Genomic DNA, 12,749 nt, shown 5'->3' on the forward strand with positions numbered 1-12,749 from the left:
TCTCTCCCATCAAAAAAGAAGGGGTTTATCCTTAATCCACTTTCCTTCCAAACTAAGGCGTCCCCCTCATCACCTTCCCTTTCACAACTTGATTCCTCTGGTCTTAACTCCGCTCGAGACGAAAAAAGGTCCTGACCGCTTCTTCCCACGGCTCGAGCCTCTCTCCCATCAAAAAAGAAGGGTTTTACCCTTAATCCACTTTCCTTCCAAACTAAGGCGCCTCCTCATTACCTTCCCTTTCACAACTTGATTCCTCTGGTCTTAACTCCGCTCGAGACGAAAAAAGGCCCTGACCGCTTCTATTCACGGTTCGAGCCTCTCTCCCATCAAAAAAGAAGGGGTTTATTCTTTATCTGCTTTCCCAAGCTCATATGCTTCGTTCATAACTTTCATCAATAACTCTAATACTGGTTGTGCTTTCTCCATATCAAGCGCAATTCCATTTGAATCTAAAATTGCCTTTGCTTCGGGTAAATGCTTCATTGCGATTTGTAAAAATTGCATGCTTTTTTCGTTCATGTTTTATCTCCCTTTCCATACAAAGCTTTCAATCAATTATCCATACAATAGTGTAACACGCTCGCTATCCTTCGTATAACTCTTTATATTTTTTCATATGTGCCAATTGCTTATTTAAACCGTATTCTAACGGGGTATTTTTTTTTATCAAAACAACCTCAATAGCTTCATCGCTTACTTCCTTATTTTCTTTCTTCACTTTATCATCTGCCCGCAAAAGGTTCATACCTTTTGCCCATAACAACTGTTTACCACTAAGTAAATTGTATATACCAAGTTGCTCCCCATTCGTTCCATTTTCCCATAAGTATTCACATACATCCTCAACGTAAAGTAAATCGCTTCCTTGCTCCTCACTCGTACAATGCCTCTCTTTCTCATCCAACTCTGATAAAATGAGCTGATGATACATCATAAAAGATGGTTGCCACGGCCCATATAATGTAGGAACTCGAAATACACTATATTGTAATTTCCCCTTTTTCAATCCCTCTTCCACTTTTGAAAATAGACGTTTATTTTCAGATTCGTCCGAGCTCCCTACTTCAATAGAAGAAATTAGATTTAACTTTACTTTATGTTCTTCACACATTTTTATAATCCGCTTTAAATATTGTAATATGACTCTTTCATTCCGAAAACCACTTTGCTGATTCGGTTCATACAAGCTAAAATAAACTGTATCAAAATTCTCTTCCTCTACTGATCTCCATCCATCTTCATCTCTTATTGAATAGTACGTAAATAAAGCGTTTCGCCCAATTAACAATAACTTCTCTTCATTAATTTTTGTCATACTATCGAATTCATCAAAATCAAGAGCAAACACTTCTACTTCTTCTGCAATCATTTTATTCACAAGGTGATAACCTACAAACGTAAGTGCACCTATAATCAGCACGCGTTCCATACCACCAACCCTTTCCCCTTGAAACAAATAGCTCCTCATTTATGTATATGGGAGCTTCACAATTCTTCTTCATATTTTTTAAAGAAATCCGTCGTTTGTCTAACCATTTTATATTTCACATCTTGGAGATGAAATAAAACAGAAGTATCGCATTGATTTAATTGCCTCATTTTCTCATATTTACGTAACAATTGTTTTCTTCCTCTTTTTTCTTGTGTTGATACGAAAATTTTAACAGGTACACAAGATGGAAGAAGCATAAATGATTTCTTATTTATTTTTGATTCTAATTCTTCTTCTTTGGAGTCATACGCCAAACTTAATTCCTTCACTAATCTTTTGTAAAAAAACTTATGCTCTTTCTCAAACCCCACATATTCTGGCAAATCTAAACATGGATTTAACATAATGACAGAACGTATACATTCAGGGTATTTGTTCATCATTTCAAGCGCCACAAGCGCCCCCATACCATCTGCCATAATGTGCATTTTCGCATTTAACGTCTCTTTTCTCAAAACAACATCATATAAACGTTTGGCTAGACGAACAGACTGATCATTCCCCCAATGTCTTCCATATAAATTTGAGGAAAAGACCGTGTAGCCTTCCTCAATAAGACCATGTAAAAAATAAGATCTTCCCGTATGCTGTGTCCATAAACTTGTACCATTCTCAATAAAGTAGTTGTAATCACCGAGAAGCATAACAGAAAAACCATTTGGCTTCTCCGGTAAATAAATGACACATGGTTCTTTTTCTAAGTAAAAAAAACGTTCCGTAATACTCATTTTTCCCCCGCCTTATTTTCTAAACGTATAAAACCACTCTTTTATAATGTATGAACGGAATGCAAATTTGCGTTGAAAAATCTACAAATATTTTTCTATATTCTTTTTTCAATTGTGTTACAATAAGGACAGATTGAACGAATAGAGGTGTAAAATATGCGTTTCATTTGGGCATTAATTTGGTCGTTCGCGCTTGTACATATGATGAGTTATGTAATCGGCTCTATGACTGGCGGTACATACGATTTTAACCAAGCGTCTATTTTCTCAGTTGTTCTTGCGGTATTAGTATTAGCAATTGCAGCTGCAATTCCAAACGAGCCAGTAGAACAACACTAAAAAGAGTCCGGATTTTATCCGAACTCTTTTTTATTTTCATTTCACATGAACAACTAATTCATTATTCTCAACATCAACAACTACATGACTATTATCAGTAATCGTGCCTGCAATTAATTCTCGTGCTAGTTTCGTCTCAACTTGACGTTGTACGTATCGTTTTAATGGACGAGCTCCGTACATCGGATCAAAGCCAGCTTCTACAACGAATTCTTTTGCAGAATTCGTTAATTCCACTGTAATGTGACGGTCAGCTAAACGGCCTTGTAATTCTTTTACAATTTTATCAACAATACCTTTAATTTCATTCGTTGTAAGAGGTTTGAATAAAATAATTTCATCGACACGGTTTAAAAACTCTGGTCGGAAATGTCCTCTTAATTGTCCCATGACAAGTTCTCTTGATTCTTCTTTAATGGAACCATCTTCTTCTAATCCGTCTAATAAGTGAGCAGATCCAATATTTGAAGTCATAATAATAACCGTGTTTTTAAAGTCTACTGTACGGCCTTGTGAATCTGTAATGCGCCCATCATCTAACATTTGTAATAAAATGTTGAATACTTCTGGATGCGCCTTTTCAATTTCGTCTAATAAAATAACGGAATACGGTTTACGTCTTACCGCTTCTGTTAATTGGCCACCCTCTTCATATCCTACATATCCAGGAGGTGCACCAATTAAGCGTGACACGGCGTGTTTCTCCATGTACTCAGACATATCGATACGAATCATTTGCTCTTCACTATCAAATAACGTTTGTGCTAACGTTTTTGCAAGCTCAGTTTTACCAACACCTGTAGGACCTAGGAAAATGAATGAACCGATTGGACGATTCGGATCTTTAATACCAGCGCGAGCACGAAGTACCGCGTCTGATACTAAGCTTACTGCTTCTTCTTGACCGATAACACGCTCTGATAAAATTTGCTCTAAGCGTAATAATTTCTCACGTTCGCCTTCAACGAGTTTTGCGACAGGAATACCAGTCCAGCGTGAAACAATATCTGCAATTTCTTCTTCACTTACTTCCTCACGTAATAAACGATTCTCTTGTTTATTATGTGCGCCCATTTCTTCTGCTTCTTTTAACTCTTTTTCAATCGCAGGAATTTTCCCGTGACGAAGTTCAGCTGCTTTATTTAAATCGTAATTTCCTTCTGCTTCTTCTAATTCACGGCGCAGACGCTCTAAATGTTCACGTAAGTCACGAACTTTGTGAATATCTTCTTTTTCTTTCTCCCATTTTGCTCTCATGCTACTTGCAACTTCTTTTAAATCCGATAATTCACGTTGCAATGTTTTGAGACGTTCTTGGCTACCAAAGTCCTTCTCTTTCCCAAGAGCGGCTTCTTCAATTTCTAACTGCATAATGCGTCGCGTTACTTCATCTAATTCCGTTGGCATAGAATCAATTTCTGTACGAATTGTTGCGCACGCTTCATCAACAAGGTCAATCGCTTTATCCGGTAAGAAACGATCTGAAATATATCGATCTGATAAAACAGATGCTGCTACAATCGCGCGGTCATGAATATTTACACCGTGATAAATTTCAAAACGCTCTTTTAATCCACGTAAAATGGAAATTGTATCTTCAACAGTTGGTTCTTCTGCTAATACTTGTTGGAAACGTCTTTCTAACGCTGGGTCTTTCTCAATATATTTACGATATTCATCTAACGTTGTCGCCCCGATACAATGCAGTTCACCACGAGCAAGCATCGGTTTTAACATATTCCCTGCGTCCATCGCACCTTCTGTTTTACCAGCGCCGACAATTGTATGAAGTTCATCAATGAATAATAAAATGCGGCCTTCACTTTTTTTGATTTCATTTAATACAGCTTGCAGACGCTCTTCAAATTCACCGCGGAATTTTGCTCCGGCTACAAGTGCACTCATATCTAATGCAAAGATTGTTCTATCTTTTAATCCTTCTGGTACATCTTTTTTCACGATACGCTGTGCTAACCCTTCAACGATTGCTGTTTTACCAACACCTGGCTCACCAATTAAAACTGGATTGTTTTTCGTTTTACGTGAAAGAATGCGGATCACGCGGCGAATTTCACTATCTCGGCCGATTACAGGATCAATTTTCCCCGCTCTTACTTCCGCTACTAAATCGCGGCCATATTTTTCTAATGCTTCATAAGTTGCTTCTGGATTTTGACTAGTCACTCTCTGATTCCCCCGAACTGTCATTAAAGACTGTAATAAATTATCTTTCGTAATATGAAATTTTGTAAATAATTGATTGATATCGCCTTTTTCTTCAGAAAAAGCAAGCAATACATGTTCTACTGAAATGTAATCATCCTGCAGTTTTTCTGCTTCTTTCCCTGCTCTTACAAGCAATTGTTGCAGCGTGCTTGTTATATACAATTTCCCAGCTTCTGCTCCGCTTCCCGTTACAGAAGGTTTCTTTTTAATTAAGCTTTCGGTGCCTTGCTTTAATGCTTCTATATCAACATTCATTTTTTGAAATATACGTACTGCTAAGCCATCTTGCTCCTCTAATAATGCAAGCAATAGATGAACAGTATCCACCTCTTGGTGATGATGAGATACCACTAAAGATTGGGCACTCATAATCGCCTCTTGTGTTTTCGTTGTCATTTGATTTAAGTCCATCTTTACAGCCCTCCAAAAGTTTGACTTTCTTTGACCTTTGATTTGATTATACGCCAACTGACTTTTTTATACAATAAATTTGCTTATGTATTTTCAAACTTATTATTGGAAAAAGAAAAAGGGCGCATTCATTATGCTACTCAAAATAGCTCGGCAAATGAAATTATTATGTATAACGACAAAAAAGCCGCAATAAAGATTGCGGCTTCTGTTACGGTTTTCTTTTATATGTCCACTGACGGTTATGATTTGTGTTCTCTGGAAACTTTTCGCCAGCAGTTAATTGTACCATTTGCGGATTTTTCACCATACTTCCCGTTTCACCAATTTCTACGTAAATGCCATCATTTGGCGCTTTTTGTCCAGAACGAAACCTGCGATTTTGTCCCATCTTCATTCTCCTTCCATGACGTCTTGCCTCATTAGTATATCCATTTTAAAAGAAAGCTTTTCTGTCATGTTTAGGAAACAAGTACTACATCTCGTTCTTGTACATATATATGAATGACACAAGTGTAAGCAGGGATTTCTTTCCTATTTGTAGAAAAAAAAGAAACCAACCTACTCTAGGCTAGTTTCAAAGGAGAGTCAAACATATACGAGAAGATTACATGTTCATTATAAGCCTCCTCATACGAGCAATGTAACCCTTTTCACAATTTGTACATAATGAAAGAAACATTGTTTGAACTTTCTAAAAAAACATTGACTTTTCTTAATTTCCAACGAGAAATAGTAGACACCACAGTACTTTGCGACGTAAGATGGATATATAGTGAACTTTCCATCTATGGTGGTCTCACCCAGTCTAACCTCTTATTTCTGCATATTAAAAACGGAAATACAGATAGATACAAAAAAATTATTATAAGAGGTGAAATTATGAGTAAACAACATTTAATCGCATTAGACTTAGACGGTACTTTATTAACAGACAACAAAATAATTTCTACTCGAACGAAACAGACAATTGCAAAAGCAAAGGAACAAGGGCATATCGTCGTCATTTCAACGGGACGTCCATTCCGCGCTAGTTTTGATTATTATAAAGAACTTAATCTGAATACACCGATCGTAAACTTTAATGGAGCTTACGTGCACCACCCTCTTGATTCAAATTGGGGCACACACCATTCTCCCCTTGAGCTTTCAACAGCGCAAGAAATTGTCCGAGCTTGCTTTGATTTCGGCGTGAAAAATATATACGCTGAAGTGATGGATGATGTGTACGTTCGGGAAATTGATGAAGATAAAAAGCATATTTTTGAATTCGGTTCTCCAAAAATTTTCACAGGAGACTTATTAAACATTTTAAACGATCATCCAACTTGCTTATTAATTGATGCACACGACGAGCATTCCACTGCAATTCGTCAACATTTAACTGATATGCACGCTGAAGTAATCGATCATAGAAAATGGGGCGCACCTTGGCCAATTATTGAAATTGTAAAAAGCGGATTAAATAAAGCTGTCGGATTACAAAAAATTTCAAGCCATTACAACATTCCACAAGAGCGAATTATCGCTTTCGGCGATGAAGATAACGATTTTGAAATGATTGAATTTGCTGGTCACGGAATCGCAATGGGTAATGCCATTCCTGAGTTAAAAGCACTCGCAAATCATACGACATTAACGAATGAAGAAGATGGTATCGCTCTATATTTAGAAGAGATTCTTGGGTTGTAATCTAAAAATTCCCTGCTTATAGTTTCTCGTCAAATGTTCATACTATAATTAGACGCCGGATTACCGCGTCGATTGTGTTCAGCTAAATAAAGGGGGGTTTTTCGAATGGGTAAAAAGAACAAATCAAAACGTTTTATCCAACAAGGAGCCGATTCTATTATGAAGCATGATGCAAGATTCCCGTACAGAGGTACATTAGCTGAGGCAGAAAAAGCGAGAAATAACTCTTCTTTTGGAGGGGCTTAAATGGGGAACTTACTATTCCAACAAGCTAGAGATGCTGTTGCAAATGCCGTATCTTGTTCAAGCGGCGTTGAACAACAAGATCTCGTATATACAGCAAAAAATGCTCTGCAATCCGCTTATGCAAACTCTTCAACTGCTGAAAAAGTTCAGCTACGCGAAATGCAGGAGCAGTTGCAAAACATTACGAATTCACATTAAAAAAGAGGACCAACTTTGGTCCTCTTTAATCTTTTCGAAACAATCCGAACACCCCAACTGTTTGTAGCACGTTTGTAAATGCACCTGGATCTACCTGTTTAATAATCCTCTCTAATTCATACAACTCATACCGAGTAATAACCATCATTAACATTTCTTTATTTTCATTTGTATAAGCACCTGTTGCTGGTATCGTTGTAATCCCTCTCACTAATCGTGAGTGAATTGCCTTTCGTACATCTGCCCCATTCTTCGTAACAATTAATGCTGTAATTTTCACATGGCGAGTATGAATCGCATCAATAATTCTCGTTGACACATATAAAGTCACTAACGTATATAACGCTTTCTCCCATCCATACACATAACCCGCAGCGATAATGATAATTGCATTAAAAAAGAAAAAATATGTGCCGACAGGTTTGTCTTTTATTCTAGATAAAATCATCGCGATGATATCTAAACCACCTGTGGAAGCCCCCCACTTTAACGCAATTCCTACTCCAAATGCTGAAATAACCCCACCAAAAATCGCATTCAAGATGATATCGTCCGAAACCGCTCGAACTGGGATAATTTCTAAAAACAACGTCATAAATATAACGCATAGAAAACTAAAAAACGTAAAAGCCTTCCCAACCTTTTTCCACGCTAAAATAACGACAGGAATATTAAATAAGCTAAACAATACTCCTGTAGATATATGAATAGATAAAAAATCACCTAATATTTGTGATAATAATTGAGATAATCCGGCGAAGCCACTCGCATATACTTTCGCTGGTGTTAAAAACAAATTCATTCCAATCGCATTCAATAAGCCTGCGATGATTACAACAATTAATTTCTTAATAAGTTCGGTATAATTTAACTTCAAATCCATCTCAAGTCCACCTTTATGATTTATAAATGCACCGCTATACATAGTCTTTACGAAAAAGGAAATGATAAACATACAACGTTTAGAAATGGAGTTGATACATATGCCACATACGAGTGATAACGATAAAAAAGCACGCGATAATAATGCAAAGCGCGCACAAAAAAATGAACAAGAACAAAAAAATATTCAGCAAGGTAAGCGTGCCTATTCTAAAAAGACCGATCACCTTTGATTCCATCGTACATCAACATAATTGTTGATGTACTTTTTTTACATTTTACAGGGAAAAAACATTAAAAATTCACTTCATGTTCACTTCTATATTCTACAATAGCGATAACATATTCGGATGAGGTGTTAGCATGAGAGGGAAACATATTTTCATTATTACTGCACTAATAAGTATATTAATGCTATCTGCTTGTGGACAAAAAAACGACTCGGCTACAGTCGCTACAGCAACAGACTCAACCATTACGAAGAGCGACTTCGAAAAGCAGTTGAAAGATCGTTACGGAAAAGACATGCTATACGAAATGATGGCACAAGACGTTATCACGAAAAAATATAAAGTATCTGACGATGATGTAGATAAAGAGGTCCAAAAAGTAAAAAATCAATATGGAGACCACTTTAAAACCGTATTAGACAACAATCGCTTAAAAGATGAAGATGATTTCAAAAATCAAATTAAGTTCAAACTCGCTATGAATGAAGCAATTAAGAATAGCGTTACGGAAAAAGACGTGAAAGACCACTATAAGCCAGAAATTAAAGCGAGTCACATTTTAGTAAGCGATGAAAATGAAGCGAAAGAAATAAAGAGCAAATTAGACGCTGGTGCTTCATTTGAAGAATTAGCAAAACAAGAATCGCAAGATCTACTATCAAAAGATAAAGGCGGAGACCTCGGATACTTCAACTCAGGTACAATGGCACCTGAATTTGAAACAGCTGCCTACAAACTAAAAGTTGGCCAAATTAGTAATCCCGTTAAATCAACGAACGGCTATCACATCATTAAATTAACTGACAAAAAGGATTTAAAACCTTACGATGAAGTGAAAGACACGATTCGCAAAAACTTAGAAGAAGAGCGTATCGCTGACCCTGCATTCGCTCAAAAACTATTACAAGATGAATTAAAAAAGGCAAATATTAAAATAAATGATAATGACTTAAAAGATACATTTACACTTGTATCTGAGCCAGCGAACTAAAAAAGCACCGCCTTATTTTTATAAAAAGTAAGGCGGTGCTTTTTATTCAATTTACTTCTTAAAGTACGTCCAACCTTCTTCTTGGTAAACCTTTTCTTCTTTCATCAACTTACCAAGCGCACGCTTAAATGAAGCTTTACTCATATTGAAACGTTCTTTAATGTCTTCTGGGTAACTCTTATCCCAAAACGGCATTGCTCCGCCTCGTTCTTCCATATATTCATAAATTACTGCAGCGTCATCTTCCATTCCTTCTTCTTTACGAGGAAGAAGTGAAATGTTAATTGTACCGTCTTCTTTTACGTCAATAATACGACCCGTTACACGCTCACCAATACGGACTTGTTCTTTTCTTTCTGTATGGTGTAAGAAAGCACGGAAATGCTCATCAGTTAGTATGAATGAACCAACTTGAAGTGAACGATATACACGTCCATTTACGTTTTTATTGCGCATAGATGGCGTCGCATCTACGATAATTTCTTGCATATCACTGTCTCTTGCCGGAAGAGCAATTAAACGATCACGATTCGTTAATTTTAATGTGCAATATAATTCGTCGCCTACTTCTGGCCATACCGGCATATAAATCGGGAACTCATCGGCTGGAATTAGTATATCTTTTGATACACCAATATCAACAAACACACCTAAACTAGGAATAACTTCTACAACCTTTACCCAATTCCAATCATGCGTTGTGATAATTGGATCTTTCATTGTTGCTGAAATACGATTTTGGTGATCAAGGTATAAGAACGTATCAATCGTATCGCCTTCTTCAATTTCTCCAATTACTTCATTTTTATGTAGGAAAATTTCTTCCTCTTCGTTTCCAACCATATATCCGATTTCTGTTTCGCGTAAAACAGTTACCTGTTCAATCGATCCTAATTGCAAATACATATTCTTTAATTCCCTTCTATATATATAAAATTATCTTTTTTATCATTCCAAACAAAAGTTAATTATAACACGATTTTTCCTTTATTTGTCCAACCGCCCAAAATTCACTATAATAAAATGAGGTTACATGAATATAAGTATGAAAACACTTAAGTCTAAGCTCGTTTTCAGCTATACTTTAGTATGTACAGTACATAAAAAGATTAGAAATTTATTTGGAGGTGCTAACTATGGCAAAAGATAGTTCTTTTGACATCGTTTCGAAAGTAGAATTACCTGAAGTAACAAACGCAATTAACATCGCATTAAAGGAAATCCAAAACCGATATGACTTTAAAGGAAGTAAAAGTGATATTAAATTAGAAAAAGAAGTACTAGTTTTAACTTCTGACGACGAGTTCAAACTAGACCAAGTAAAAGACGTTCTTATTTCAAAACTTGTAAAACGTAACGTTCCAATTAAGAACTTAGATTACGGAAAAGTGGAAGCTGCGACTGGCAACACTGTTCGCCAACGTGCAACTCTTCAACAAGGTATCGATAAAGATAACGCAAAAAAAATTAACAACATCATTAAAGAAATGAAATTAAAAGTAAAAACACAAGTACAAGATGATCAAGTACGTGTAACAGCGAAAAGCCGTGATGACTTACAAGCAGTTATTGCAGCCGTTCGTAGCGCTGACTTACCAATCGACGTACAGTTCATTAACTACCGATAAAAAGAAAACTCCTCTCATTAGAGGAGTTTTTCTACTTATTAAGAGCAACAAAATATTGCTTTATCAAATGATTTTTCCGGAATATATACTTTATCGTTTTCGATTTTGTATTTAATATTATTTCTCTCGAGAACCGCTGTATCAACAGTATGAACACTATCGCCCCACTGAACAAATTTCCCATCATCACCATTGTCCCAAAAATGCACACTTACGAATACAATCAGAATACATAAACATAGAGCGAACCACTTCTTTTTCCGCAAATATTTCACCTCATCTGGAACTGTAAACAAACTCCTAAAAGAAAGAGTTACTCATTTCCGTTTCCTTTTAACCGCAATTAAAAACGCAATAAATAATACGTTCACACCGACTATTAAGGAGATAAATAACCAATTCACACCTGTTTCTTCGCTAACTTTATATACATTCGATTCTTCACGTTTTAAAACGAGATAAAACTTTCCGTTTTCTTCTCTTATAATTTCGTCTTCTAACAATCCTCTTAACTCTTGTTTTTCACCAATTACACTTACTGGTAAGGAAACTTTTTGTGTTTCTTTCGTATTATTAATCGCTACTAACGTTACTTCATCTTTATACTTTCGTTTTAGTATACTCATTCCGTTTTTATCATATAAAAGCTCAAACGTACCACGTCGCAAAGATGGTCTCGTTTGTCTAAGTTCACCGAGTTTTGTTATGTGCTGCATAAACTTTTCATCTGATTTAAAATCCATTAATCGTCTATTATCTGGAACATCTCCTCCATCTAAAGCGATTTCAGTTCCGTAATAAAAATTCGGTATCCCCGGGGATGTGAATAAGTAAGTGAGCGCTAGCTTTAAACGAGACGGCGGGTAATACATATTCTCTTTTGCGATACGTGCAAATCTTGTTGTATCTTGATTATCTAAAAACGTAGCGAACTCCCCTTCTTTTTTACTCACATCATATAACGATTTCACCGATATATCCGCTTTTGAAAACGACTCTATTATTTTTTCGTTGTATTCATTATCTTCCTTTGTCATAATACGAAAATCTTTCTTTATCCCCTGCATATCTTTTTGTACGTCATCCCAAAAAGTACGTGGCTTTTTTTCACTATGTATAACGTAACTTCCATCTAAATCGACTTCTTTTATCCACCATTTCATCGAGTCGATTACTTGTTGTTCGTCTTCTCCGAACGGGAATTGAAATACAACTTTCATTCCTTTTTTGTGAGCTTCTTTTACAAGTTCTTTCACATCATTTTCTGTTCCAAAATGTTCATTTACTTTTTGAAAGTTTCGAACGTCTAATCCATCATACTTTTCACTTTCGAAAAGTGGAGAAAGCATAACAGTGGTAAAGCCCATTTCTTTTATGTAATCCAGTCTTTTTATAATTCCTCGTATATCTCCGCCTTGATATCCTTCTAAATTACCAACGTCTAATTGTTTGTCATTTTCTGGTTCTCCGTTATTGAAGCGATCGATCATAATGGAATAAATAACTTCGTCTCGCCATTCCCTTTTTTCTTCCGCAAAAGTATGTATTGGTACAAATAAAATGACAGCTAAACAAAAACAAATGAATAGGTCCCTAGTCCGTATTTTCCCCACATGCATCCCCCATATTTTTTAATTATAAGAATATTATACCAATTATCAGAACGAATCGCATACGTTGATTTCA

At 36.1% G+C, this 12,749-nt stretch carries 16 protein-coding genes; 7 read left to right on the forward strand and 9 right to left on the reverse strand.

Annotated features, from left to right (window positions below):
* Positions 1-342 precede the first annotated feature (342 nt).
* The 3 genes from COI75_RS08025 to COI75_RS08035 all read right to left on the reverse strand — a co-directional run bounded on the left by COI75_RS08025 (position 343) and on the right by COI75_RS08035 (position 2,220).
* Complete coding sequence (locus COI75_RS08025; protein ID WP_001003337.1) at positions 343-519, reverse strand: ComZ family protein; 177 nt, start codon at positions 517-519, stop codon at positions 343-345.
* Positions 520-583: 64 nt separating this feature from the next.
* Positions 584-1,456 carry an NAD-dependent epimerase/dehydratase family protein gene (locus COI75_RS08030; protein ID WP_000486159.1) on the reverse strand — a complete coding sequence of 291 codons (873 nt, stop codon included), beginning with the start codon at positions 1,454-1,456 and terminating at the stop codon, positions 584-586.
* A 29-nt stretch (positions 1,457-1,485) separates the two neighbouring features.
* Positions 1,486-2,220, reverse strand: a complete 735-nt coding sequence (locus COI75_RS08035; protein WP_000028716.1) for a hypothetical protein — start codon at positions 2,218-2,220, stop codon at positions 1,486-1,488.
* A gap of 156 nt (positions 2,221-2,376) precedes the next feature.
* Between COI75_RS08035 and COI75_RS08040 the strand changes: the two genes are divergently transcribed.
* Entirely contained in the window at positions 2,377-2,559 is a 183-nt protein-coding gene (locus COI75_RS08040) for a YjzD family protein (protein ID WP_001211111.1), read from the forward strand.
* Positions 2,560-2,595: 36 nt separating this feature from the next.
* Here the strand turns inward: COI75_RS08040 and clpB are convergent, their stop codons facing one another.
* Positions 2,596-5,196 carry an ATP-dependent chaperone ClpB gene (gene clpB / locus COI75_RS08045; RefSeq protein WP_098448284.1) on the reverse strand — a complete coding sequence of 867 codons (2,601 nt, stop codon included), beginning with the start codon at positions 5,194-5,196 and terminating at the stop codon, positions 2,596-2,598.
* A gap of 211 nt (positions 5,197-5,407) precedes the next feature.
* Entirely contained in the window at positions 5,408-5,587 is a 180-nt protein-coding gene (locus tag COI75_RS08050; RefSeq protein ID WP_002095847.1) for a YjzC family protein, read from the reverse strand.
* A 491-nt stretch (positions 5,588-6,078) separates the two neighbouring features.
* Between COI75_RS08050 and COI75_RS08060 the strand changes: the two genes are divergently transcribed.
* The 3 genes from COI75_RS08060 (at position 6,079) to COI75_RS08070 (ending at position 7,332) form a co-directional block, all read left to right on the forward strand.
* A complete protein-coding gene (locus tag COI75_RS08060; RefSeq protein WP_000043169.1) occupies positions 6,079-6,888 on the forward strand; it encodes a Cof-type HAD-IIB family hydrolase in 810 nt (269 codons plus the stop codon).
* Positions 6,889-6,993: 105 nt separating this feature from the next.
* The gene (locus COI75_RS08065) at positions 6,994-7,134 is read left to right on the forward strand and encodes a hypothetical protein (RefSeq protein ID WP_000516817.1); all 141 of its coding nucleotides are present in this window, start codon (positions 6,994-6,996) and stop codon (positions 7,132-7,134) included.
* The gene (locus COI75_RS08070; RefSeq protein WP_000527403.1) at positions 7,135-7,332 is read left to right on the forward strand and encodes a DUF3813 domain-containing protein; all 198 of its coding nucleotides are present in this window, start codon (positions 7,135-7,137) and stop codon (positions 7,330-7,332) included.
* Between the two features lie 25 nt (positions 7,333-7,357).
* Here COI75_RS08070 and COI75_RS08075 read toward each other — a convergent pair whose 3' ends face one another.
* A complete protein-coding gene (locus tag COI75_RS08075; protein WP_000364430.1) occupies positions 7,358-8,215 on the reverse strand; it encodes a YitT family protein in 858 nt (285 codons plus the stop codon).
* A gap of 100 nt (positions 8,216-8,315) precedes the next feature.
* On the opposite strand from COI75_RS08075, the gene COI75_RS08080 reads away from it, so the two are divergent.
* Complete coding sequence (locus COI75_RS08080) at positions 8,316-8,447, forward strand: DUF3941 domain-containing protein (protein WP_001120847.1); 132 nt, start codon at positions 8,316-8,318, stop codon at positions 8,445-8,447.
* Between the two features lie 130 nt (positions 8,448-8,577).
* The gene (prsA, locus tag COI75_RS08085; protein ID WP_001214206.1) at positions 8,578-9,435 is read left to right on the forward strand and encodes a peptidylprolyl isomerase PrsA; all 858 of its coding nucleotides are present in this window, start codon (positions 8,578-8,580) and stop codon (positions 9,433-9,435) included.
* A 51-nt stretch (positions 9,436-9,486) separates the two neighbouring features.
* Here prsA and COI75_RS08090 read toward each other — a convergent pair whose 3' ends face one another.
* Positions 9,487-10,341 carry a CvfB family protein gene (locus tag COI75_RS08090; protein ID WP_000281283.1) on the reverse strand — a complete coding sequence of 285 codons (855 nt, stop codon included), beginning with the start codon at positions 10,339-10,341 and terminating at the stop codon, positions 9,487-9,489.
* Between the two features lie 230 nt (positions 10,342-10,571).
* Between COI75_RS08090 and COI75_RS08095 the strand changes: the two genes are divergently transcribed.
* Positions 10,572-11,063, forward strand: a complete 492-nt coding sequence (locus COI75_RS08095) for a YajQ family cyclic di-GMP-binding protein (RefSeq protein WP_001040146.1) — start codon at positions 10,572-10,574, stop codon at positions 11,061-11,063.
* Positions 11,064-11,101: 38 nt separating this feature from the next.
* Here COI75_RS08095 and COI75_RS08100 read toward each other — a convergent pair whose 3' ends face one another.
* Complete coding sequence (locus tag COI75_RS08100) at positions 11,102-11,329, reverse strand: hypothetical protein (protein WP_001227694.1); 228 nt, start codon at positions 11,327-11,329, stop codon at positions 11,102-11,104.
* Positions 11,330-11,380: 51 nt separating this feature from the next.
* The gene (locus COI75_RS08105) at positions 11,381-12,682 is read right to left on the reverse strand and encodes an alpha-amylase family glycosyl hydrolase (RefSeq protein ID WP_050551892.1); all 1,302 of its coding nucleotides are present in this window, start codon (positions 12,680-12,682) and stop codon (positions 11,381-11,383) included.
* Positions 12,683-12,749: the final 67 nt, after the last annotated feature.

This window comes from Bacillus cereus (assembly GCF_002564555.1).
GTDB lineage: Bacteria > Bacillota > Bacilli > Bacillales > Bacillaceae_G > Bacillus_A > Bacillus_A cereus_K.